A 23,283-nucleotide genomic window follows, 5' to 3' on the forward strand; every position below is an offset into this window, starting at 1 on the left:
GGGATGTACAAGGAATGGCTCAGACTGCGGCGGGGACCGGATCGGCCGGCTGCAGGCCTCCGGCCCGCTTCAGGGCCCAGGAGGCGACGATCGGGGCGAGTAGCGCTGTCACGAGGACGGCTGTGGCGGCTTGGGCTGAGGCGGAGGCGACAAAGGGTTCAAACCGCGGGTCGGCGACGGCGACTACCGCGGGGACGGCGACGGCATTGCCGGCCGTGGTCCCGGCGGCGAACCCGATACCGCTCTTGGAGCCGCGCTTGAGGATGAACCGGTACCCGAGATAGGTCAGGCCTCCGGTGAACACGACGACGATCAGGCCGAGGAAGATCCCGGCGAAACCGCCGGTGAGCACTGTCTTCAGGTTGATGCCGGTGCCAACAGCGAAGGACATGAACGGGATCACGATGTTCGGCACGTGGTCCAGGGCCTTCGTCCACTCCCGGTCCACTGCGCCGATGATGAGGCCGATGATGAACGGGATCAGTGCCGCAGCGAAGGCCAGTACGGGGATGTCGCCCAGCCCGGATGCGCCCAGGAAGATCAGTGCCAGGAATGGTCCGTCATCAAAGGCGCTGGCGACGTAGGCGCCTGTGTCCCGCTCGTCGCCGTATTGGCCGGCGAACGCCAGCCAAAGGGCGCCGTTGCTGTTGCCGAAGATTGCCAGCATCGCCAGGACCGATACCCCTGCGATGCCTTCGATGCCGACCACCAGGCCCAGGATCACCGCGATTGTGGCGGGGATCAGGGTCTTGCAGACCAGGACAACGGTGGTGGTGGAGGCGGCGGCCTTGCCGCTGTGGCTTCCGGTGATCTGCGCGCCGGTGGCGAGGATCAGCACGGCGATCAGCGTTAGGGCGCCCTCCTTGAACAGCGCCGTGGTGAAGCCGCCGATTTTCAGGGCTTCGGGAGCGAAGGTGTTCATGAGCACTCCCAGCATGAGCGGGATCAGCATCATGCCTGCAGGGACCCTTTGGAGGAAGGCAAACATCGGTAGGCGTGAGCGTCCAGTCCTCAAATGCAGCTGCGTCATTACTCGACCTTTCTACGTCATTGTATGTTCCAGTCGCCGGATCAAGTCCGTACAATTAGTACGTACATTACCTGTGGTTTGGATCACCCGTCAAGCGGAAGATGCAGCAACCGCAGGCTATGATGTCCTCGAGCGGCAAAGGAGTCAGTGTGAGTGTGCAACCAGCCAAGGCAGAGCCCCTTGAGCGGGCTAACAGCCTGAATCGGCAGGAGGGACCGCCCCTTCATGCGCAGATCCGGGACATCCTGCACCGACAGATACTGGAACGGCCTCTGCTCCCCGGCTCTCCCCTTCCCACCGAAGAGGAACTTCAGAAACAGTTCGGTGTCTCCCGCAGCGTGGTACGCCAAGCGTTGTCCGGACTCTCCGATCTCGGGCTGATCCGTCGTCAGCGTGGCCGTGGCAGCGTCGTGGCCGCCGCACCGGTTCTCCGCCGGCACATCCAGCGAGCCGGCGGGCTGGACGAACAGGCCGCCGCGCACGGCCAGCGCCTGCGTACCCATGTCATCGCCGTCGAACATGCAGTACCGCCCGAGCCGGCGGTAGAGGCGCTGAACACGACTAACACGTGGAAGATTGAACGGATCCGCTACTTGGAAGAGGTCCCAGTAGCCTTCATGAGGACCTGGGTGCCCCGCGACCTCTTCCCGCACTTCACCAAGGAACTGCTGGAAAACGCCTCACTGCTCGGCCTCATGCGGGAGCACGGCTACCATCCGGCAGGCGGACCCAGACAGGTCCAGGCCGTGGCAGCAGACCAGGACCTGGCACAAATACTCAACTCCAACATTCGCGAACCCCTACTCCTGCTGCAAGGCGTAACCCGCGACGCCCTCGGCCACGGCCTTGAGTGGTTCAACGTCTGGCACGGCCCCAACACCGTCTTCGACGTCGATGCGCAGGTGACGTCGCAACCCGGACGCGTAGCCCAAGAACACATCCGCCGTCTGCGGAACCTGACACAGCAACTTGAATCCGAACTGGCCGATATTGAACGAGGCGCACGCTAAAAGACTCCCAGGCGCTGCAGACGACTTCTGACACTTGGTACAGATGGCTTCTGAAATTGACAGGTCGGGAGGGCATGCACGCCAGCCCTGCGTCCCGGAAACGCGCCTCATCATGAAACTGTCTCGACGGGAGTGTATACCGGCTTTTCGAGCCAGAATGGGCTGGGGAGGCAACTGCGTTACACCCGTGGCAATACTTCCAGCGAGCTGCAAATGTGCGCGCTGGTCGCTGCTGCACGCATCAGAAACGCCACGTTATTACTAACGTGACTAGTCCGGAGTGGTGTCGGTCCAAGGTGCATGAGGGGGTCGAATTAAGAGTGTGGACATTGATGCTCCTATTGTTGTCAACGGTCGTTGAGCCACGAGCCGCGCAGGTTACCGTGGCCGCCACTCTAGCCTCAAGGGTCGCTACAGCGATCGCTGCGCGGCCATGGTCAGGCAGGCAGCACGCTGGCCAACCCGGGATCCGGCATCTGCACGGTTCCCGGGGGTTGGCAGTTGAGCCAGGTTTCGTAGCGTTTGTGGAAGTTGTTGTCGTGGGCGAGTCCGCGTTCGAGGCGGGACAGTGCGGTGGGCCAGTCGTGCAGGGCGTCGGCGGCTTGTTGAAGGGTCAGCTGCTTGGCTGTGCGTGCCGTCCGGAGGGTGCCGGCGTCGGGTGCCGGGCGCGGGAGGAGGAGCTGGTCGCAGGCTTCCCGGGCGACGTAGCGTTTGAGGCAGCGCATGATTTCCCTGGTGCTCTTGCCCTCCTGACGTCGCGTTGCCACATAGGCCCTGGTCCTGCCGTCGTTGCGCATCCGTACGAGGACCACGCGGTGAATGGCTTTGTTGGCCTGCCGGTTGCCTCCGCGGCTGAGCCGGTGCCGGGAGGTCTTTCCCGATGATGCGGGGATCGGGGCGACGCCGACCAGGGCCGCGAACTTCGCCTCCGTGGTCACGCGTTCGGGGTTGTCGCCCACCGTCACGAGGAGCTGGCTGGCGACGTCGGTGCCCACGCCCTGTAGATCGCGGAGCATCGGTGCGTGGAGCGTGAGGATGGTGTCGAGTTCGGCATCGATCAGTGCCAGCTCCTGGTGCAGGTGCCTGTAGCGGACGGCGAGCCGTTTCAGCACGATCGCGGTGCTGGTCAGCGGCTCGGAGGGGGCTCCCGCGGGCCGTGTCTTCTCCGGCGCGGCCATCAAAGCCGGGCTCGTCATGGCCCGGTACCTGGCGCGGATGGCCTCCGGCGCGGGCACCATGACCGACTTCACCTGGGCCATCACGGCGACCCGGGCACGCATCGCCGTGGCACGCTCCGCGCGCAGCACCCGCAACGATTCCACCGCCCCGTCCCGGGATTTCGGGGTGACGCTGGCCCGGCCGGACGGCACGGATTCGGCGGCCTGGTAGGCATCGAGCGGGTCGGATTTTCCTTGCAGCCGGCGGGTCTGCCGGAGGGTCGGACCAGGCCGGATTCGGCATGTTTCCGCCACTTCCCAGTGTTCGCAGGGGCGGGAATGCAGTTCGAGTCCCACCTTGGGCACAGCATGACCCCTCGTCAGAGGGGTTTTTGCTTTAATGTGTGGGCGTTGACCCTCATCGGCCCCTCTGACGCAGTCCGCGGTTTGTGCCTGGCGCTGCGGGCGCCTATTCGGTTGTGTGGGTGGCGGGGTCAGGATCCTGGCCTGTGGGCCTTCCTCTTGCTGGAATCTAGGGTGATGTGTCGTCCTTTTGCTGTTTGCGGTGCCCGTTGTCGGCCGTCACTCATTCATGGCCAGAAGTTGTGGTGACGACATGACCAAGCCAAATCTTCTTCGAGGATCTTCCGCGGATAGCTGCCTTCTACGCACCAGGCAGTGTGCGCTCATCGCGTGTTTGTCCGGCCAAGGGGGGCATGCACATTGTGCACACTTTTGTGCACGGGCGGCCTTTGGACCTTCACTTTGGTCCCTATCCTCGTGACTTCATGCGGTTCTCTGTTGCACGCGACCTGACTTTGCGGCCCAGACCGTCGGTTTCGTAGGACGTTCCGGGTTCAGCGGGAACGTCTTTGGGACTATGTGCGGCTGGCGTACGATTCCGTCGACAGAGTGCAGGTGTGTGGGATCCGGAACTTCTTCCGCGGCTATCGACATGATTACCTGAGCCTGCTCTTGGCCCTGGTCCTCCACGATTCCTCAGGTGCGTCGTCAGATGCCTGCATCAACGGCTTTGTGTAGACGAGCGTGGATGACCGGAAACGAAGGCGCCGTCGCGGACGTTGGGGATTGCCGGCGTCGGACGTCGTCGGTGAATGCCCGCGGGGCTCGGCCTGGGAAGTGCCAGTGAGGGACTGCAGCGGGACTTCTGGTCCGTAGGAGGCTGTTTGGGGCTGGTATTCGGCGATTGATGAAGGCCTTAGGATCCAGGCTGCACTGATAGGCATGCCGAACTCTGCCAACTGTTGGGCGAGTTCGTGAATGAGGCTTTCGTGCGGCCAGTAGCCCAGGCTGCGGCCACTCAACCGCGTGCTTCCGTAGGTGCGCGCACTTTTTGTTGTGCAGGCTATCTTCCGACGTAGAGCCCAGACTCCGTTGTCGAGTTGCATCAGCGGAAGGGGATGCTTGAAAAATCGGTGGCGTAGACCTGTGTAACGCGCCTTCCGGGCCTGGTCCGCTGCGTCAGGATGGGGCAGTCGCCAGTTTGCTCGTGACGATTATCCATGTCGCAAACGCTGCGTACACAAAGGTCCAGGGAGTAATCTGCGGCTGCGTTGGTCACTAATCCAGCGGAAGGGTGATGGTCACCCGTGTGCCGTGGCCGGGGCCGGAGTCAATGGCGATCGTGCCCCCGGCCTCGTGCACAGCGATGCTCATGAGGCGCACACCGAACCCGTGTCGTCTCCCACTAAGGGACTGGGTATCGAATCCGGCCCCGTCGTCCATGATGTCCAGCCGGATGCCGTGGTAGACGGCTGCCAGCCGGATGGTAAGTCGGGTGGCATGGGCGTATTTGTACGCGTTGCTGAGCGATTCCTGCGCGGCGTGATAGAGCAGGGCTGCGCAGGCTGCCGGTATTTCGATGCCGTGGTGCGGTGTTTCCCACCGGACCGAGGTTCCTGACCTACGCAGGGGAGTGGTCAGCCTATCGATACAACCGGCAAGTCCCAGGGCGTGGAAGTCAACGGGGCGGTCATCGGTGATGACGTTGACGCTGACTTCGTCCAGCGTTGGTGTTTGATTCACGATTCTTCCCGCTTCCTGGCAGCCCCTTGTTGCCTTCTTCGCGAATTGGATCAAGCTTGATCCGGCGTGCGCTTGGGTTAAGAGTGCCTAGTCAGCATCAAGGATTCCGAAGCGTATCCACACCTCTGATGCAGGGTTCTGGCGGGATTCGGCAAGCATGACCTTGGAGGGTGGGTTTTTCTCCGGAAGGCGGCAGCAAACGACTCGTTTGGCCCTCGGCACACACCGTAGCCCGTTGCCGGGTTCGTTAGGAGACGGAGTACGTGACCGTTGCAGTGGAGGCATCCACCACGCCCTCGGTTGGCACCTGCGGGCTGAGGCCGGCATCCCAGGTCGCCGCGTTGTTGCCGGTTACACATGTGGCAGTCTGAATGATCTTGGGCGCGGTCGGATCCGTTGCCGGGGACGCGGGCACTGAGACGGTGCCGGTTGCGGTGGCCGCCGTCGGGGTGTTGGTGGCTCCTGCGGCGGAAAGACGGGCTCCGGTCGCTTCGCCCGTGAAGTCCATGAGGAGCACCGAGGTACTCCAGCCGGCAGTGCTGGCTCCGTTGTCGGTCACCGTGATGCCGCGTTGATCGTCATCCTTCCCGCACCGCAGACAGCGTTTGTATAAACTCCCGTCTTCGGCGTGTTCAATATGCCATTCGTGCCGAATGTTCAGCTTGCACATTAGGGCCTGTAGCATGGCCTTTCTCCGATCCACCGAGCCGCTGCTCTGACAATTCAATAATGGCCTTTCGTACTGCCCCAGGAAACTGATGAATTCCGAAGCGGGGCAGACGACTCCTCCCGATGGCCGTTGCGCGGTCACGATCGCACGGCGCCGCTACCTGCCCAACCAGGAGTTCGCGCCGGCCTTCCACTGTCCCGGGGCACGTTTGCAGTGATAAACCAATCAGAGCGGTCACTCCGCTGGAAAAGATCGCCGCCAACCGACGCTACTTGCGGCTGATTCTTCTGATCGGATGCGCGTTTCGCTCGCCCAATGAAGCCGGGCAGCAAAGGTCGATAACCGGCCTTACGTAAGGTTTCTTGGGCATCTTGGTCGAGGCTAGGTGGCAGTGCGGTTCGCCAGTCGCCCCCAGAGCCGGTGAAGTTGGGGCATGATGCCGTAGATAACGATGGGAACCGCAATAGTAGCCAGGACAAAGGTCCGCAGGACTGGGTGCAGGGTGGCGAGCCAGTCTCCGAACACGATGTTTATGGCTGTCAGAGTGGGGAAGACAGCGAGCCAGATCATCAGCGCCAGCTGGTGTTTTGTTGGCGGTGCAGAGCGGGTGGTTGTCGAGGTGCTGGGCACGGGAGCTCCTTAGTAGCTTTTGATTGAGTTGGGGAGTTGCTGGGCGGGGGAAAAACGTGGGTTTAGAAGCCCATGTTGAAGGCCTTGACGGCGTGCCTGACGTCCTGGTCGACCAGGTCGGCGTTGATGCGATGGCGGCGGCGGATCCTTCGCCGGCAACGGTTATGACTTGTGCCCGGGGGTTGGCCACGTTGCCTGCTATCCATACCCCCGGCACGGTGGTTTGGCCCGTGCCGTCTTTGACGGCCCACCCGGTTTCGTCTATTTCGCAGCCGAGGCCGATGAGTAGGTCATTGTTGGCAACGAACCGCGGTGGAACGAACAGGACATTGCGCGGGATGGTCGTGCCGTCGTCCGTCTCGATGCCTAGCAGGTGGTCGTCTTCGGTCAGGATCCGGGTGATGTCGCCTTCGACGACTCCGATGGCACGGGCGACCAGTTCTGAGCGCTGAAGGGGTGTCAGGAACCCTGTTGGTACGAACAGTACGACGTCCTTTGCCCATTGACGGACGATTTGTGCGTAACGGACGGTTTCTGGGGAACCGCCCAGTACGCCCAGCTGCTGGTCACGGACTTCATAGCCATGGCAGTAGGGGCAGTGGAGGACATCCCGCGCCCACCGGTCGGCAAGGCCCGGGATAGAGGGCAGTTCATCACGAAGCCCTGTGGCAACGAGGAGCCGCCGGGTGGAAATGCGCCGGCCGTCTGACAGCAGCACCCGAAAGCCCGAGCGGCCGGCCGGGACCAGTTCAGTGACAACACCTCCAACGATTTCGCCACCGTAGCCTTCCACCTCGTCCCGTCCCAGGGACAGGAGTTCTCCCGGTGGCAGGCCGTCGCGGGAAAGGAAGCCATGCATGTGCTCGGCAGGGGCATTCCGTGGTGCACCGGAATCGACCACCAGGACTTTGCGGCGGGCTCTGGTCAGCACCAGGGCCGCCGATAAGCCGGCGGCTCCACCGCCTACTATCACTACGTCGTATTCATTCATGGCTTCAGGTTCATCCGGAATTCCAGTCTCGACAACAATCGTTGCTGTTTCCGGGAAACGGGGGTTTGATAAGCCTGTGAATGACCAACCAACTGTTATTGCCGCTGCTCTGGACCAGGTGGGCGTGCGGCTCAAGCGTCTTCGCATGCAGCGCGGCGTGACGTTGACGAGTCTCGCAGCAGCCACTGGTATTTCGAAGAGCACGTTGTCGCGGCTGGAGTCCGGCCAGCGGCGCCCGAGCCTGGAGCTGCTCCTGCCGTTGGCCCAGGCTTATCGCGTGCCCTTGGATGAGCTGGTCGGCGCACCGGAAGTCGGTGATCCCCGTATCCGCCTTAAGCCCCGAAACGCCAACGGGCGTACGGTCATTCCGCTGACCCGCCAGCCGGGAGGCATGCAGGCCTGGAAGATCATTCCGACGTCCAAGATCGAGCCCGTCCTGAAGACTCACGAAGGCTACGAGTGGCTTTATGTCCTTTCGGGGCGGATGCGCCTTGTGCTCGGTGACCATGACCTGGTCCTGGGGCCGGGAGAGGTGGCCGAGTTCGATACCCACGTTCCCCATTGGTTCGGCAGCACGGGGGATCAGCAGGCAGAAGTACTTAGTGTCTTTGGCGGCCAGGGCGAGAGGATGCACGTCCGCGCGAAGGCGAACAAGCAGCGTCACGACCAGCACGGCCGGCCCGTCTGAGAAGGCCGGCCGTGAGGCTTTTTTCGCGGTGTTGGGGGTTTAGCGGATGGTGAGCTTCCGGCCTTTGATAAGGAGCCAGAAGATCCCGGCCGTTTCTCCGATGATGGCGAACAGTCCGTACATCGGGGTGAATCCGTTGACGAACGCGACGCCGATGGCGTCGATGATGTATCCGGTGCCGGAGATGACGAGAAGTACACCGAAGACTTTGGGTACGAAGGTCGAGCGGAATTCCAGGTAACCGATCAGGATGAGGTACAGGCCGAAAAGGCCGAGGCTGACGAGCCAGATCGTTCGGAATGATTCGATGGCGTGCAGTGCCAGTTCGGGTTGATCGAGAAGGGTGTAGGCGTAGGCCAGGTGGCCGGTTGCGACTGTGAAGAGCGCTGCGAAGGTGATACGCATCCATGCGGCAACGGCTGACAGTTTCCGGTTCACGTTCTTGAAGAGCGCGAACCAGGCAACTGCAGCCAGGACGTCGATGAGCGTGACCAGGAAGATGGCGAGAACACCGGCCTGGTACACCATGCCGGACTGTGAGATGTCCGCGGACGTTTTGGCGGCGTCGCCTGGGGTGATGAGGGGTACGACGCCGCCGAAGTAGCCGGCCGTCATCAGGACCACCATGGCCAGCAGGCCGAGGCCGGAGACGAGGCTGGCGGTGGCGGGGGACCAGGTGCGGAAGTCCAGACTGGACCTTTGGTGCGAGACCGGTGCAGCGGTGGGGGTTGTGGCCAGGTTGCTCATCATTCTTCCTTACGGTGTAAGCTTATGATGGAAGTAACATACGCTTACGGTGTAAGTTTATCAATGGACTCACGGTGGAAGGGTGGAAGATGCCGGCGAAGAGTGTCCAGCGACCTGAAGGCCGGGCCCGGTTAAACCGGAAGCGGGTGTTGCAGACAGCGATCAGACTGGCGGATGAGGAGGGCATCGAGAAGCTCTCCATGCGGCGGCTGGGGGTGGGGCTGGGGGTGGAAGCGATGTCGCTGTACAACCATGTCTCTAACAAGGAGGACCTGCTCAACGGGATGATCGATGCCCTGTACAGCGAGATCGAGCTGCCGTCCCATGACGATGACTGGAAGACGGCCTTGCGGAAAAGGTCGGTTTCGGTGCGGGACGTCCTGCTGCGCCATCCGTGGGCCAACGGTCTGATGGACTCCGGAACCAGCCCTGGTCCCGGGACTTTGAGGCATCACGACAGGGTGCTCGGTACCTTCAGGAACGGGGGCTTTTCCCTGGCCATGACGGCGCACGCCTTCTCTGCGCTGGACAGCTACGTTTACGGTTACGCCAAGCAGGAAAAGGCACTGCCCTTCGACACCGAGGAACAGGCTGCCGTCATGGCCAGCGCCATGCTCGCCCAACTGCCCGCCAGCGAATACCCCTACCTTTATGAGCTCATGGGAAAACATGTGCTGCGACCCGGGTACAACTACGCCGACGAATTCAGCTTCGGCCTGGACCTGGTGCTCGACGCCTTGGAACGGGAACGCGACTTGGAGGGCGCGGACTAAGGGCAGGGGGAGTTGGCCCTACACAGCACCAGCCGGCCGCCGTATAGTTCACACAATGGCGATGAGCATGCTTGCCACGAAGTTCCATGTTCCGGCCCCGCGGCGCCACGCCGTCGCCCGCCCCAGGCTTGTCGATCCTCTGCTCTCGGAATCACGTGCAGGTCGGAAGCTCACGCTGGTTTGCGCCCCGGCCGGCTTTGGCAAGACGACGTTGCTGAGCCAGTCGGTACATCGCGTCCGGGCAGCGGAGCCCGAGGTGCGGGTTGCCTGGTTGTCCCTGGATGCGGGCGACAACGACCCTGCCCGTTTCTTAACCCATCTCATTGCCGGGATGCATGGCGTGGACGCGGACATTGGGTCCCGTGCCCAAGCGCTGCTCGACGCTACCCAGGCCGCCGCGGCGGAACCGGTTCTGGTTGCCCTCATCAACGACCTCGCCCAGGTTGGAACGTCCTTCATCGCTGTCCTCGACGACTACCATGCGATCGAAGCGCGCCCTGTTCATGACGCTGTAGCGTTCCTGCTCGACCATTCCCCGCCCCAACTGCACCTGGCCATCGCAAGCCGCTCTGACCCGCCGCTTCCTTTGTCCCGTTTAAGGGTGCGGGATCAGATGACTGAACTGCGCGCTGCCGACCTGCGCTTTTCGGCCAAGGAGGCTCAGGCCTTCCTGAATGATTGCATGGGGCTGAGCCTTTCCGCCGAGCACATTTTTGCCCTCGAAGCCCGGACGGAGGGGTGGGCGGCAGGCCTGCAGCTCGCCGCGCTGTCCCTGCGCGGGCACGCGGACGTGACAGGCTTCATCGGCGCTTTCACCGGCAGCAACCGCTTCATCCTGGATTACCTGGTCGAGGAGGTACTGCAGCGCCAGCCCGAGCACGTGCGGAGCTTCCTGATGCGTACCGCCGTCCTTGACCGACTCTCGGGTCCGCTGTGTGACGCGGTCACGGGCCAGGGCGGAAGCAGTGCTGTGCTTGATGGTTTGGAGAGGGCAAATCTGTTTGTCGTCCCCCTGGACGACCGGAGACAGTGGTATCGCTACCACCACCTCTTTGCCGACGTGCTCCGGGCACGTGCGTCGCACGAGGAACCTGATCTCCAGCAGCCGCTGCACCGGCGCGCCAGCGAGTGGTACCAGCACCATCATCTGCTGGAGGACGCACTGAAGCATGCGCTGGCGGCCGGGGACTTCGAACGGGCAGGGGCGCTGCTGGAGGCGGTAGTGCCGGCCATCCGGCGAAGCCGGCACGATGCGACCCTGCGCGGCTGGTTGGGCGCCCTTCCCAACCACGTCGTGCGCGGCAACCCGGTGCTGAGCGTCTTTTATGCCTGGCTGATGCTCACCTCCGGTGACCTGGACGCCGTCGAACAACGTCTCCAGGATGCTGAACGCGGACTCGCGGAGGCTTCCCTGGATGGGGAAAGGACGCGTAATCCCCCCGGAGGACTGAGAGCCGACAGCGAAGAGTTCCGCGCCCTGCCGGTGACCATTGCCGTCTACCGGGCAGCGCTGGCTCAGGCAGTGGGGGATGCGGCAGGGACCGCCGCCCATGCCCGGCGCGCGCTGGAACTGTGCGGGCCGGGTGATCATCTGTCGCGGGCCGCGGCGGCAGGGTTCCTCGGGCTGGCCGCGTGGGCCCGCGGTGATCTCGACATGGCAGTGCCCACCTTCGCCGACGTGGCCCCGAACTTGCATGCTGCAGGAAATATCGCCGACGAACTCGCCAGCACCATGGTTCTGGCGGACCTGTGGATGGCCAGGGGCAGCCTGACCGAGGCGCGCCGTCTTCTGGAACAAGCCATTACGGCCGCAGACTCTGCAGGCATATCCACTGGCCCGCCAACTGCCGACCTCCATGTGGGAATCAGCGCCCTGCACTGTGAGACCGGGGCGCTGGCTGCCGCGAAACAACACCTGGAAATGGGCATTGCGCTCGGCGAGGCGGCGTCGCTGCCGGAGAACCGGTACCGCCGCTTCGTCGTGATGGCACGCCTTGAGTACCTGTCCGGAGATCCTGACCGTGCCATCGGGCTGCTGGAGGAGGCCGAGCGGCGTTATCTGCGGGGGTTCTTTCCCGATGTCCGGCCGATCCCGGCGATGAAGGCGCGGATCTGGATCGGGCAAGGGGCCCTGCGGGAAGCCTGGGCCTGGGCCCGGGCACGGAACCTCACTGCCGGTGATGAGCTGAGCTATCTGCGGGAATTCGAGCACCTCACCCTCGCCCGCCTGCTTATCGCTCAACACGAAGCAGACCCGCCCAACGGCTCCCTCGGCGACGTCCTCTATCTGCTCGACCGGTTGCTTCAGGTCGCCCAAACCGACGGCCGAGGTGGCAGCGTCACCGAGATCCTCGTACTCAAGGCAAGGGCGTACCAGGTCCAGGGCCGAGCGGGTTTGGCGCTCGAGGCCCTGGAACAGGCACTCAAACGCACCGCAGCCGAAGGCCACGTACGGCTGTTCCTGGATGAAGGCGCACCCATGATCGCTTTGCTGCACAAGGCCACCGCAGAGCGAATCTGTCCCAGCTACGTCAGCCAACTGCTCCACGCAGGCAACACCGGGGAAACGCCCGCTGCCACGTCTCCCGGCAGGGACGCCCTTAACGTCCAGCTCAGCGATCGGGAACTCCAGGTGCTCCGGCTGCTCGACTCTTCCCTGAGCGGGCCGGAGGTTGCCCGGCAGTTGTTCGTCTCACTCAACACACTCAGGACCCATACCCGGCACATCTTCGAAAAGCTCCAGGTGAACAACCGGGCGGAGGCCGTTCGCCGCGCCCGCGAACACGGGCTCCTCTGACCAAGCAGCCCCTCTGAATCACCACTCCGGTCACCACATGTGGTGATGCCCTGTCGCCACGGGCATGCGTAGCTTTAGAATCGTCCCCGGCACCCGCCCCGGACTCACCAGAAATGGGAGCGCGGAAATGACCATCACCCCGTCCAAACTCAGCGGAGCGGCCGGCGTTGCCGCCATAGCCGCCGGACTGCTGTATGTATCGATACAGTTCGTCCACCCGGCGGAGGAAGTCGCGAACGTCACCGGCAGCACTTGGGCCATCGTGCATTACCTGACCGTGTTGATGGGTGTCCTCGGCCTCGCCGGAATCACCGGGATGTATCTCAAGCAGGTGAAGGAGACGGGGCTGCTGGGGCTGTCCGGCTTCCTTCTGCTCGGCCTGTTCTATTTGACCGTCATAGCGAACTCGTTCGTGGAGGCCTTCGTGCTGCCGCCGCTGGCCGAGCAGGCTCCGCACATTGCAACGGACATCCTCGGCATCTTCGGCGGTGCCGCAGCTGACGGGAGCCTGGGTCCTCTGGAGGGGATCAGCACGTTCGCCTTCGCGGTCTACTTCCTCGGCGGACTGACCTTCGGCATCGCCATCTTTCGGGCCCGGATCCTCGCCCGCTGGGCGGGCATCCTGCTGGCCGTGGGATCAGTCTCTACCGCCCTGCTTCCGCTGTTTCCCCACGCGGTGGGACGCTTCGCCGCCCTTCCCGTAGGTATCGCTGTGGCGTGGCTGGGTTACTCACTGTGGGTCAGTGCCCGCCAAACGGTTTCCCTGGCTGCAGGGACCGTCGTCGCGGGTCGTGGCCGGGCTGTCGCTAAGTGACGATCAGAAACGGGATGTGTGATGGACGGCAAGGACAGTGCAGGGGCTGGACCATCCCCTGCGCGAAGCCAGAGGAAAGGACGGCGTCAAACACCAGGTGCCGGGCTCCTCATCACCGGCCTGATCGCCCTGGGCCTCGTTCCGGTACTGGCGGACACTCTAAGGCGCATCGCGCTTTCCCTGGGCACCGCGGACGGGTCCACCGATACCGGAAGCCACCCTCTATCTTTGCCGGTGGCCGTCCACATCATCACCGCCACCATCTTTGTGATTCCCGGTGCCTTCCAGTTCTCGCCGAGCTTCCGGCGCCGCAAGCCAGCCTGGCACCGGATGGCCGGGCGGGTCCTGGTCGTGGTGGGGATGCTGGTGGCCCTGTCGGGTCTTTGGCTGAACCAGTTCGTTTCCTTTCCGGCCGGGTCAGGGGAACTGCTGTACGTGTTCCGTTGGCTTGCCGGGCTGGGAATGGCACTATGCATCGTTATTGGCTTCGCCGCTGTCCGCCGCCAGGACATCACGCGGCACCGGCAGTGGATGATCCGGGCCTACGCCTTGGGGCTGGGCGCGGGCACCCAGGTATTCACTTTGGGGTTCGGTGAGGCGATCTTTGGGAAAACGGCGCTCACCGGTGCGCTTCTCAACGGGGCCGGCTGGATTATCAATCTTGCCGCCGCCGAATGGGCCATCCGCCGACGAAGGCCGTGGAAGCACGCCGGTAGTGACACAGCGAAGGTTCCGGTACCGTGACCGGCCCCATGCCCCACGGGGACGAACCCGGCCACTACGAGCTCCGGGTGGAAGGGCACCTCGATGATTACTGGGTGGAATGGTTCGAGCACTTCGAACTCACCCGCGCAAGTGACGGTACGACAGCTCTCCGCGGCCCGGTGACGGACCAGGCCGCACTGCACAGCGTCCTCAACAAGGTCCGCGACCTCGGCATGGTCCTCATCTCCGTACAAATGATCGGCCCTCCAGCCGGCTCGGTCGGTGATCACTGAACAAACCGCCGTGTACCCGTTTTGGCAACAAAACTTTGCTGCCGCCGCACAGCGGCGCACCCTCAAGGAATGAACATCCCTCAGTTTTCCCGGCAAGTGAGCAAGGAGCCTGCAATGTCATTACCGGCGACGTCCACACCCAACCCGAAGACCGTGACGGGCCCCGCGGAGGAGCTGTCCCTGCAGCGTCTATACCTGTTGCGTGGCGGCTACCTGCTGATGGCGCTCGGCCTGGCGATCACTCGGTGGCCCCTGCTGACCGGGCACGACGCTTCCTGGCCGCTGATGGACGGGGTTGTGGTGTGCATGCTCGTCGCTCAGTCCCTGCTGTTCTTCCTCGGTGTCCGCTACCCCGTAAAGCTGATCCCGATCCTGCTGTTCGAAATGACATGGAAAGTGATCTGGCTCAGCACTGTGGCGCTGCCCCTATGGATCGCCGGCGAGCTCAACGACGCCACCGCCACTGTCGCCATCAACTGCTCCCTTGTCGTGATCGTCGTGCTCATCCTTCCCTGGCCGTACTTGGTCCGGCAGTACGTGATCAGAAGCGGTGACCGCTGGCTGCCCGACGTCCGCTGACACCCCTCCTAACAGGAGACAAATCATCATGATTACCACTGAACCCGAAACCACGAAGGTGCCTCTGGTGTCCCACCGGAAGACCTCGCTGGCCGCCGGCACGTTTTACCTCCTCACGTTCGTGTCCATCCCTACCCTCTTCCTTTGTGACCGTGTACAGACAGACGCTGGATTCATCACCGGTCCCGGCCCCGACACCCTGGTCGTCGTCGGCGGGCTGTTGGAGGTCATCGTTGCCCTGGCCTGCATCGGAACCGGTGTCGCGCTGTATCCGGTGGTCAAGCGACAGAACGAAGGGGTCGCGCTCGGGTTCGTCGGGGCGCGGATCCTGGAGGCAGGGGCTATCTTCGCCGGGGTCGCGGTGCTCAAGTCAATCGTTACCCTCCGCCAGGCCCGCGCCGGAGAGGAAGCGCTCATCACCGGTCAGGCACTGCTCGCCCAGCATGCCCGGACCACACTGCTCGGACAAAGCCTGATACCTGCGTTCAACGCACTGCTGCTCGGCTCACTCATGTACAAATCCCGTCTGCTGCCCCGGGCGTTGCCGGTCTTCGGATTAATCGGGGCGCCGCTGCTCATCGCCGGGGCAGTCGGCATGCTCTTTGGCCTGTGGGGTCCGGTATCGCCGCTGGCCGGATTCGGTGCCCTGTTCCTGGCCATCTGGGAGTTCGGGATGGGCATCTGGCTGGTCCTCAGGGGATTCAACCCCGACGCCGTCGCCAGGCTCACCGCAACAGGTACCGGCACGCGCGGCGGGACCGGGCGATGAAAGCCGCCGTATACCGCCGCTTCGGCGGCCCGGAGGTGGTCCGGCTCGAGGAACAGCCCAAACCCGCCCCTCGGCGCGGCGAGCTGCTGGTCAAGGTCCAGGCAGCCACTGTCAGCGCCGCTGACTACCGGGCCCGGACCAAACACGTTCCAAAAGGGCTGAAGCTTCTCAGCTCGATCACCCTCGGATTTATCACCCCGCGCATCCCGGTCCTGGGCATGGACATCGCCGGCGTCGTCGAATCAGTCGGTCCCGACGTCGCCCGCTTCAAGCCCGGTGACGAGGTGATCGCGATGCTGGGTGGGACATTTGGCGGCCACGCCGAATACGTCACCGTCCCGCAGGACGGGGCCATCACAACAAAGCCGCCGAACCTGACTTTCGAGGAAGCCGCGTCGCTGGTCTTCGGCGGGATCACCGCCCAGGCGTTCCTCGGCAGGACCGGCATGGGTCCCGGGACGTCGGTGCTCGTCAACGGGGCCTCGGGCGCCGTCGGGACCGCAGCCGTGCAGCTCGCCAACACTGCAGGTGCCCACGTCACCGCAGTGTGCAGCGGCACCAACGCTGACCTGGTTCGGTCCCTTGGCGCCGAGACGGTAGTGGACTACACCAAGGAAGACTTCACCCAGGAGACGGCAGCTTACGACGTCATCGTGGACTGTGTCGGCAACGTACCGTTCCGGCAATTGCAGCCGCTCATCAAGCCCGGGGGAGCGCTGCTGTCTGTCATTGCCGACCTCATCGGGGTTCTGGCCGCAGGTCTGCGCTCACGCCGGACCGGCACGCACATCACCGCCGGCAACGTCCCGTTCATCGCCGCTGATCTCGCCCACATCGCACAGCTGGCAGAGTCCGGCCAACTCCGCCCCGTCATCGACCGCTCCTTCGACCTCACCGACATCGCCCAGGCACACCGGCACGTCAGCACAGGCCGGAAAAGAGGCAACGTCGTTGTCCGAGTAGCTGTTGCATCCACGCGCCGGCCGTCAGTCGAATAGGCCTTTCCGTCCAGACAGCCCTCAAAGTGCCGTGAACCTATACTTAGCTCTCACGACCAGGAGCTAGTCAAGGCAGAGAACATAGCAACAGGCGGGCCTCACACTGTTTGGGACTGCCTTAACCACGAGGACGTACATGAGCGCAGAATTTGCCCGGGGCATCGACCGTTTCACCGTGACACAGAAGCTCACCCTGATGGTGAACCGGTACGAAATACGTTCCGTGACCGGAGACGGGCAACCGGGGCACCTGCTCGCCGTCGCTCAGCAGAAGCGTGCAGCTTTCAAGGAGCAGGTGACCTTCTACCAGGACGAGTCAAGGACCATACCGCTTTTCTCCTTCAAGGCTCGGCAACGCCTCGACCTCGGCGCGACGTACGACGTGCTGGACGCCAATGGACAACCGATCGGCAGCTTCCGGAAAGACTTTGGCAAGTCCCTGCTCCGATCGACCTGGCACCTCGAAGCGTCCGGACTCAAAGTCACTGGAAGTGAGCGCAGCCTCGGCGTCGCCATCGGCCGGCGCATATGGGAAGCGACGCCTCTGGGAGACGCGATCCCGTCGCCCTTCCGCTTCCACTTCGACTTTATCGACTCGAACGGAGAAGTGCTCATGACATCGGAACGGGGACGGTCCCTGCGCGACCGCTACCTCATCACCCTCCCAGGCGCTCGACTCGACGGCCGGGTTGCGGCGGCGATGGCAGTGGCACTGGATGCTCTCCAGTCCCGATAGATCCGCCAAAGCGATGGCAAGAGACCACGCGCTACCCCAGCGGCGAGGGAAGGTGTCACCGATCAGCAGACGTGATCGGCTAAAGCCAGGAGAAGACTGCTGTCTTAGGGGGCTAACCGGCCGGCGTCAGGCCCGTCATTTCGCCGCTGACTTTCCATAGCTGGGACGCCGTTGCCTGGTCGTAGCTGGGGTTGGAGGATCGGCGGGGCCTGCGTCGGGCGAAGAAGCGCCCGTTGACGTCGGTGAGGTCCGGAGCGGAGGCCAGATGGGTTGTGGTTTTGGCGCCTTGGTCTGCTGTCAGCATGAACGGGCGCAGTAGCGGGACGGGCAGCCGCCGGGCACGTCCTGGGTCCTCCGCTCCGAACCCCGTGCTGACTATGCCCGGGTGCAGGACATTGGCTGTTACTGAGGTGCCTTGCAGTCTTCTGGCCAGTTCGTAGGTGAACAGGAGGTTCGCGAGTTTGGACTGGTTGTACGCAGTGCCGCCGGAATAGGAGTGCTCGCCCTGAAGGTCATTGAAGTTGATGCGCCCCAGGGCCTGTGCGTTGGAGGATACCGTGATTACCCGCGCGGAACCGCCCAGTTGCAGCCGCTCCAGGAGCAGATTGGTGAGCAGGAACGGCGAAAGATGGTTCAGGGCGAAGGTGTGTTCGATTCCGTCTGCTGTTGTGTGGCGGGTGTTCCAGTACCCGCCGGCATTGTTGATCAGGACATCGATGCGGGGGAGGGCGCTGAGCAGTTCGCCGGCGAGCCGCCGTATCTGGGCCTGGGAAGACAGGTCGGTTACGAAGGCGTCTACTTTTCCGCCGCCTGCCATACGGACCGCTCGGGCGGCTTTGTACGTGCGTTGGGGGTCGCGGCCAATGATGCCGACGTGTGCTCCCAGCAGGGCCAGGCCATGGGCGTAGCTCTGCCGATGCCTCCGGTGGCGCCGGTGATGACCACTGTCCTGCCTTCCATTGGGCGGCTTTGATGCTGCTTCAAGATCGTGCTCGTTCCGGATGGGGCCGGCTGGTGGTGGTGTAACTGTTCAGTGTTTCTGCGATGGCTTGGTCCAGGGGCGTGGCTGCGACGCCCAGCCTTGTGGTGATTTTGCTGCTGTCGACAATGAAGGGCTCTTCGAACTGGTACTGCATTTCGAGGAGTTCCCGCACCACGGGGCTGGTGATGGCCAGGGCGCGCAGGAGAAGTGGCGGGACGGTGCGGATCCTGGTTCGGTGCTGGCCGGCCTGACGGTAGATGGTGTCGACGAGTTCCTGGGTGCTGCGGGTTTGAGGGTCGTTGGGCAGGTGCCAGATTTCCCCGGGCGCGTCCGGGTGTTCACCCAGGACGGCAAGGCCTTCACCGATGTCCGGAATGTAGGTATAGGTGTGAGGTTGGTGCCGGTGGCCCAGGACGATGCTGGTTTTCCCGGCCCGGGCTGCGGGGAAGACCCGGTCGCCGAGGTTTGATTGTGCTCCGCCGCGGGGTCCGAAGTAATCCGAGGCGCGGCCGATGGCAACTTCTACCCGGCCGGCACGGTGGGCGCCCAGGAGTTCTTCTGCCATTTCGGCGCGGAGCCGGCCCTTGATCGTGTGTGCGTTGTTGGGTCGGTCCTCGGTCAGTGGACGTCCTGCCGGGCGCCCGTACATGTAGACGTTTTCCATGCTGACCAGCCGGGCGCCTGCTGTTTCCGCGGCCGCCAGCACTCCGGCCTGCAATGCGGGGAAACGCGCGCTCCACTGGTGGTAGGGCGGGTTCATCGTCTGATACACCACGGCGGCACCCTCGGCTGCACGGACGGCGAAGACCGGGTCGGCGGCGTCTCCGGCGACAACTTCGACGTCCTTGGGTACCTGCGCTTTGCCAGAGCGGTTGACCATGCGGACGGTGCGGCCCCGGCGGCGGAGGGAGTCCAAGGTGGCCCGCCCGATGGCGCCGGTGCCGAAGATGACGTGCAGGTCGGTAGTCATGAGGGAACCTTTGCCGTGGTCGGGGTAATGGTGGGCTGGTTGGACGGCGCGACCGGCAGCAGCCGGTTCAGGATGAGGCCGGTAGCGGCGGTGACGAGGACTGCTCCGCTGGCGCCGAAAATGATGAACTGCTGATCGACAGCGATTTTGGCCAGGGTGGTGACCGTCCAGCCGAGGCTCCACAGGGCAGGCATTGCCGCTGCCCAGATCCAGCGGCGACGGCCCAACTGCTGGGGCAGGGCAAGCGCCTGGGCGACACCCAGGACAAGCCCGTTCAGTGCTCCCATCAGGGCAAGGTCAGGAAGGCCGGTGCGGTAGCCTACGGCCGCGGCGCCCAGGGCCAGCCCGGCACTCATGCCCAGGACGGTCGTCGGGACCCAGATGGCTGGCCGGACCCTGTGGCTGCTGGTCAGGGCCTGTCCGGCGCCGATGATGAGGCCGGCGATGGCCCCGCCGATGACCGCGGAGAGCCGGTCGTCGATGCGGCCACTGACAATGGTGCCGGCGTATCCTCCCACCGGCAGTGCCAGGAAGCCGGAGGTCCACAGCAACCAGGCCCGGATAGGGATTGCCCGCGAAGTCTGAGTGTGGGTCATAGTGTCAGTTCCTTAGGCAATGCCGTGATGGGCAGAATGGACGTGCGAGGTGGGAGCGGGACTTGCAGCCCCTGATCGCCTGATCAGGATGCTGATGCCGAGCAGGGCGATCCAAAGGCCCCAACCGGTGCTGCCGAGAAGGCCGGCGAGGTCCCAGACGGGGAATCCCGGGATGGCGGTGGCAAGGATGTCGCCTTGGTTGAGAAGATAGACGCTGCTGGCCAAGAGGCCGAGGGCGCCGATCCATCGGGGAAGAACTCCGCTGCGCAGGATCACGATGCTGACAGCGGCGGACCATCCGATCACCAGAAGCTGGCCCAGGTGCTCGCCCAGCAGCGCCCCGCCGAACTGGTGCTGTGCTGTCCAGGCAGCGGCCACCGCAGCCCGAGTCTGCCCGTCCCCTGTCGCGTAGGTGCTTGCCAGCGCCGGGACGACGAACACCCAGCGCAGGAACCCGATGAGTGATAGGAGCACAGAGGCAGCTCCGGCATAAGTGGCAACCTTTACAACGGGATTCCCCCGAAGACCGAGTGCGGCCGGCAGAAGCAGGATCGGGATGGCGAGGAGCCCGTAGGTCCAGGCCGCCGCGAACCAGGCCCACACGAGCGCAGGGCCGCCGGCGGTAAAGGCAGGCAGCACCACCTCGGCCGGCTCCCGCAGCACGTCCGGCCAGTCAAACATCACTGACAGCGCTGTAGCTGCTGCCGCGAACGCCAGGGCACTGAGGGCGAAAAGCCCGCCGGTGGCAATGCGGATTCCCGAGGTTGGGGTGGTGGTCATGGTGTTCCTGCCTATTTCTGTACGGTGTACAAACTGTACGATGTACAAATAGTGTACGCTGTACAGATGAAAGTCAAGAGAGGAATTTGATGACGGCGCAGGCACGCAGTTCGAAACCGGGGCCACGCAGGACCCTGACCGAGAGCGCCATCATGGAAGCCGCCCTTGACCTCCTCGATGAAGGCGGTGTTACTGCGGCCTCCGTACGGGGGATCGCGGGCCGGGTTGGCGTCGCCCCGAACGCCGTCTATACGTATTTTCCCGATAAGGCGGCAGTCGTCAAAGCCATTGTTGAGCACCTGCTGGGCCAGGTTGACCTGGCGGTGTTCTCGGACCGCAACGTTCCGTGGCGCCAGCGCATTGAATCCCTGGCGTTGGAACTCAGGGGGCGGCTCACTGCCCATCCGGGGGCGGTGAACCTGATGATCGGCGGACCCATGGACGGCCCGCGGGCTCTTGCCCTGAACGAACACCTCATGGAAACGCTTCGTGATTCCGGGCTCGACGCCGGTGAGGCCGCGAGGGCGTCCTACCTGCTGATCGTCTACGTCTTTGGCTCGATAGCCCTTGAAACGGCGGAGTTGGGTGACAAGCCCGGGGCATCTTCGGAGGACGAAAGAATTGCCGCCCGTCTGAAGGGGTTCTCGGCAATACCGGCCGCCGGCTACCCCCTCTCCGCCGGAGCGACAGCGGTCATGGCCACCTACGTCTCCACCCGGCAGTACACCTGGGGACTCCACAGGATTCTGGACGGGATTGCTGGAGAGTGAGCCTAAGGTTGGCTATCTCCACGTGCAGCAGATCAGGTCGGGGTGCTTGGCCGGAGGGGCCGCACCGCCCGCACTGCCTGGCCTCGTAGGGTTGACATCAGCGCCCAGGCAGGACAGTGCGGGGTGTGCTCGCTTCTCCCGCGAAGCCACTAACTTCACCGTTAGAGTCGGTGTCCTCTGAATCAGAGATGGGCATCTGGAAGGGCAGCAGTAAGGGAAGATTCACCATGTGAGTCATCACATGTGGTGATGGCCCGTCACCAGGCCCGTCGGTAGCTTCGAAGCGTCCCGACATCCTTGGGGCACAACGATTCTTCCGGGACTCGTTGTTCGTGGATTACCCAACAGACAAGAGCCTCAGATGTCCTCGAATATCCAGGTGCTGCTTCCAGCTGCGCTTATCAAAGTCTTTGCAGTTGCCGGATTCCTCTCGGCGACCATCCTTGTGCTGAACGCGGCCAAGCGTTCCGGGATTATTCCCACAACACCCTTCACCCAGCTGGCGGCACCGGTCGCTCAACTTGCCGCCATTGGTCTGGTCATCGGGATCTACCTCGTGATTTCCCGGAAGGTCGGCGTCTTGGGAATTTCCGGGGCTGCCATGTCCGTCACCGCCTTGGCAGGCCTCGTCGGAGTTGAGTTTGTCCTCAACCTTGTATTCCCCTACCTTGACCGAGACATCGTTGCAGTGCTGCGACATGGCCCGCTTGCAGTAGCCCTAACCGCAGTCTCACTACTCTTCCTGGTCGGCACGGCGATCTTCATGCTCACTCTATGGCGAACCTCAACCGCGCCGAAAGGCGCCGTTCTCCTCTACACCGCCAGCACCATCCCCATCGCCTTGCGCACGGTGTTCCCTGAAACTGTCCTTCAGCTCGGGCTGATCGGCCTGGCCGCAGCTATCTCGTGGCTCACCATCTGGATGCTTCGAAACATCCCCAGCGAAACTGCAATTGAAGTTGCCGATCGAAATCCAGCGGCAGGCGCTAATGCGAGCTGAACGAGAGAAGGACGACAACCCCCAGCCCGCCTGAAGCAGGGCTGCGATGCCTGCTTTGGGCTGTGCGGGCATCTGAGCGGTGCTGATTTCGACCGGGTAGCGACGGTTTAACGCATCGGCTCGACTACTCGGTGACCTGCGGTTCTGAGTTCTCGCTGACTCGCCCCGCTGTCAACGGCAACTTAGAAACGACCGGCGGCGGCCGGCTTGGGTCGGCGATCAGGTTGCGGCGCGTGGCAGCGAGCGTCCGTAGCGCGCCGAGTTGCTCGAACGCAATGGCGGCGTCGTCGAGCGGCTCGCCATCATCCGCTCGATCCTCCGTGAACCCGCCCTGGTTTTCGCCGGCGAACCCACCCCGCGCCTTGACCTCATTACCCAGGAAGAAACCACGTGCTGCCTGATGGAACAGGTTGGCCGCTTTGGCTGAGCACTGGTACTGGTCACCCACGATAAAGCCACGGCCGACGCGGTCAGCCACCGCAGCAGCCTCCTCGGGGCAGGGGAGGAACTGACCGAAAGGGCAAACACCTTCGTCTGAACGGCTGGTACCGCCTCGCTCATCGACACCCTGAAGACGAAACGAGTTTTCGGCTGTGCAGTACGAACGAGCTCTACGGCGCCATCGGTGCGATGCGCGGCGCCTTTCTGCTGTCCGGGACAGGACTCCGCGAGCCGCGTTCCGGCGTCGTTATGACGGATAACGGCAGCGTGCAGGAACGGTGTCAGAAGTGCTTCTTTAGGCTCGAAAACTG

General features: G+C 63.6%; 24 protein-coding genes. 13 read left to right on the forward strand and 11 right to left on the reverse strand.

Going from position 1 to position 23,283, the window contains the following annotated elements; translation table 11 throughout:
* Positions 1-19: 19 nt before the first annotated feature.
* Entirely contained in the window at positions 20-1,030 is a 1,011-nt protein-coding gene (locus J2S97_RS22240; protein ID WP_307052105.1) for a 2-keto-3-deoxygluconate permease, read from the reverse strand.
* Between the two features lie 149 nt (positions 1,031-1,179).
* Here J2S97_RS22240 and J2S97_RS22245 point away from each other — a divergent pair, with 149 nt between their 5' ends.
* Positions 1,180-2,040 (forward strand): GntR family transcriptional regulator, encoded by an 861-nt coding sequence (locus tag J2S97_RS22245; RefSeq protein WP_307052106.1) that lies wholly within the window; start codon positions 1,180-1,182, stop codon positions 2,038-2,040.
* Between the two features lie 437 nt (positions 2,041-2,477).
* On the opposite strand, the gene J2S97_RS22250 is transcribed toward J2S97_RS22245, so the two are convergent.
* The 4 genes from J2S97_RS22250 to J2S97_RS22265 all read right to left on the reverse strand — a co-directional run bounded on the left by J2S97_RS22250 (position 2,478) and on the right by J2S97_RS22265 (position 7,534).
* Complete coding sequence (locus tag J2S97_RS22250; protein ID WP_307052107.1) at positions 2,478-3,563, reverse strand: transposase; 1,086 nt, start codon at positions 3,561-3,563, stop codon at positions 2,478-2,480.
* 1,215 nt (positions 3,564-4,778) lie between these two features.
* Positions 4,779-5,243: a sensor histidine kinase gene (locus J2S97_RS22255; protein WP_307052108.1), complete on the reverse strand. Its 465-nt coding sequence runs from the start codon at positions 5,241-5,243 to the stop codon at positions 4,779-4,781.
* Positions 5,244-5,490: 247 nt separating this feature from the next.
* Positions 5,491-5,802: a hypothetical protein gene (locus tag J2S97_RS22260; RefSeq protein ID WP_307052109.1), complete on the reverse strand. Its 312-nt coding sequence runs from the start codon at positions 5,800-5,802 to the stop codon at positions 5,491-5,493.
* 379 nt (positions 5,803-6,181) lie between these two features.
* Entirely contained in the window at positions 6,182-7,534 is a 1,353-nt protein-coding gene (locus J2S97_RS22265) for an NAD(P)/FAD-dependent oxidoreductase (RefSeq protein ID WP_307052110.1), read from the reverse strand.
* Between the two features lie 76 nt (positions 7,535-7,610).
* On the opposite strand from J2S97_RS22265, the gene J2S97_RS22270 reads away from it, so the two are divergent.
* Positions 7,611-8,222 carry a helix-turn-helix domain-containing protein gene (locus J2S97_RS22270; protein WP_307052111.1) on the forward strand — a complete coding sequence of 204 codons (612 nt, stop codon included), beginning with the start codon at positions 7,611-7,613 and terminating at the stop codon, positions 8,220-8,222.
* A 39-nt stretch (positions 8,223-8,261) separates the two neighbouring features.
* Here J2S97_RS22270 and J2S97_RS22275 read toward each other — a convergent pair whose 3' ends face one another.
* Positions 8,262-8,969: a DUF4386 domain-containing protein gene (locus tag J2S97_RS22275; RefSeq protein WP_307052112.1), complete on the reverse strand. Its 708-nt coding sequence runs from the start codon at positions 8,967-8,969 to the stop codon at positions 8,262-8,264.
* A gap of 146 nt (positions 8,970-9,115) precedes the next feature.
* On the opposite strand from J2S97_RS22275, the gene J2S97_RS22280 reads away from it, so the two are divergent.
* The 9 genes from J2S97_RS22280 to J2S97_RS22320 all read left to right on the forward strand — a co-directional run bounded on the left by J2S97_RS22280 (position 9,116) and on the right by J2S97_RS22320 (position 17,433).
* Positions 9,116-9,742 carry a TetR/AcrR family transcriptional regulator gene (locus tag J2S97_RS22280; protein ID WP_307052113.1) on the forward strand — a complete coding sequence of 209 codons (627 nt, stop codon included), beginning with the start codon at positions 9,116-9,118 and terminating at the stop codon, positions 9,740-9,742.
* Between the two features lie 55 nt (positions 9,743-9,797).
* A complete protein-coding gene (locus tag J2S97_RS22285) occupies positions 9,798-12,539 on the forward strand; it encodes a LuxR C-terminal-related transcriptional regulator (RefSeq protein WP_307052114.1) in 2,742 nt (913 codons plus the stop codon).
* Between the two features lie 127 nt (positions 12,540-12,666).
* A complete protein-coding gene (locus J2S97_RS22290) occupies positions 12,667-13,353 on the forward strand; it encodes a hypothetical protein (protein ID WP_307052115.1) in 687 nt (228 codons plus the stop codon).
* A 21-nt stretch (positions 13,354-13,374) separates the two neighbouring features.
* A complete protein-coding gene (locus J2S97_RS22295; protein WP_307052116.1) occupies positions 13,375-14,097 on the forward strand; it encodes a DUF2306 domain-containing protein in 723 nt (240 codons plus the stop codon).
* On the forward strand, positions 14,094-14,351 hold the full coding sequence (locus J2S97_RS22300; protein WP_307052117.1) for a hypothetical protein: 258 nt from the start codon (positions 14,094-14,096) through the stop codon (positions 14,349-14,351). The genes J2S97_RS22295 and J2S97_RS22300 overlap by 4 nt, the downstream gene beginning before the upstream one ends.
* Positions 14,352-14,465: 114 nt before the next feature.
* Positions 14,466-14,930 (forward strand): hypothetical protein, encoded by a 465-nt coding sequence (locus J2S97_RS22305; protein WP_307052118.1) that lies wholly within the window; start codon positions 14,466-14,468, stop codon positions 14,928-14,930.
* Between the two features lie 28 nt (positions 14,931-14,958).
* Positions 14,959-15,699 (forward strand): DUF4386 domain-containing protein, encoded by a 741-nt coding sequence (locus J2S97_RS22310; protein WP_307052119.1) that lies wholly within the window; start codon positions 14,959-14,961, stop codon positions 15,697-15,699.
* Entirely contained in the window at positions 15,696-16,697 is a 1,002-nt protein-coding gene (locus tag J2S97_RS22315; RefSeq protein WP_307052120.1) for an NAD(P)-dependent alcohol dehydrogenase, read from the forward strand. Before J2S97_RS22310 ends, J2S97_RS22315 begins: the two co-directional genes overlap by 4 nt.
* Positions 16,698-16,833: 136 nt before the next feature.
* The gene (locus J2S97_RS22320) at positions 16,834-17,433 is read left to right on the forward strand and encodes a hypothetical protein (RefSeq protein WP_307052121.1); all 600 of its coding nucleotides are present in this window, start codon (positions 16,834-16,836) and stop codon (positions 17,431-17,433) included.
* 112 nt (positions 17,434-17,545) lie between these two features.
* Here J2S97_RS22320 and J2S97_RS22325 read toward each other — a convergent pair whose 3' ends face one another.
* From J2S97_RS22325 to J2S97_RS22340, 4 genes are read right to left on the reverse strand one after another with little or no spacing between them, the layout of a single operon-like run.
* Entirely contained in the window at positions 17,546-18,436 is an 891-nt protein-coding gene (locus tag J2S97_RS22325; protein WP_307052129.1) for an SDR family NAD(P)-dependent oxidoreductase, read from the reverse strand.
* Complete coding sequence (locus J2S97_RS22330) at positions 18,414-19,385, reverse strand: NAD-dependent epimerase/dehydratase family protein (RefSeq protein ID WP_307052122.1); 972 nt, start codon at positions 19,383-19,385, stop codon at positions 18,414-18,416. Before J2S97_RS22330 ends, J2S97_RS22325 begins: the two co-directional genes overlap by 23 nt.
* Complete coding sequence (locus J2S97_RS22335) at positions 19,382-19,981, reverse strand: hypothetical protein (protein WP_307052123.1); 600 nt, start codon at positions 19,979-19,981, stop codon at positions 19,382-19,384. The genes J2S97_RS22330 and J2S97_RS22335 overlap by 4 nt, the downstream gene beginning before the upstream one ends.
* A 12-nt stretch (positions 19,982-19,993) precedes the next feature.
* Entirely contained in the window at positions 19,994-20,761 is a 768-nt protein-coding gene (locus J2S97_RS22340; protein ID WP_307052124.1) for a DUF4386 domain-containing protein, read from the reverse strand.
* An 89-nt stretch (positions 20,762-20,850) separates the two neighbouring features.
* Here J2S97_RS22340 and J2S97_RS22345 point away from each other — a divergent pair, with 89 nt between their 5' ends.
* Together J2S97_RS22345 and J2S97_RS22350 are read left to right on the forward strand one after the other, a co-directional pair.
* Positions 20,851-21,531 (forward strand): TetR/AcrR family transcriptional regulator, encoded by a 681-nt coding sequence (locus tag J2S97_RS22345; RefSeq protein WP_307052125.1) that lies wholly within the window; start codon positions 20,851-20,853, stop codon positions 21,529-21,531.
* A gap of 361 nt (positions 21,532-21,892) precedes the next feature.
* Positions 21,893-22,531 carry a hypothetical protein gene (locus J2S97_RS22350; protein ID WP_307052126.1) on the forward strand — a complete coding sequence of 213 codons (639 nt, stop codon included), beginning with the start codon at positions 21,893-21,895 and terminating at the stop codon, positions 22,529-22,531.
* 124 nt (positions 22,532-22,655) lie between these two features.
* Here the strand turns inward: J2S97_RS22350 and J2S97_RS22355 are convergent, their stop codons facing one another.
* Complete coding sequence (locus J2S97_RS22355) at positions 22,656-23,009, reverse strand: hypothetical protein (protein WP_307052127.1); 354 nt, start codon at positions 23,007-23,009, stop codon at positions 22,656-22,658.
* Positions 23,010-23,283: the final 274 nt, after the last annotated feature.

Source organism: Arthrobacter oryzae (assembly GCF_030812315.1).
Taxonomy (GTDB): domain Bacteria; phylum Actinomycetota; class Actinomycetes; order Actinomycetales; family Micrococcaceae; genus Arthrobacter; species Arthrobacter oryzae_B.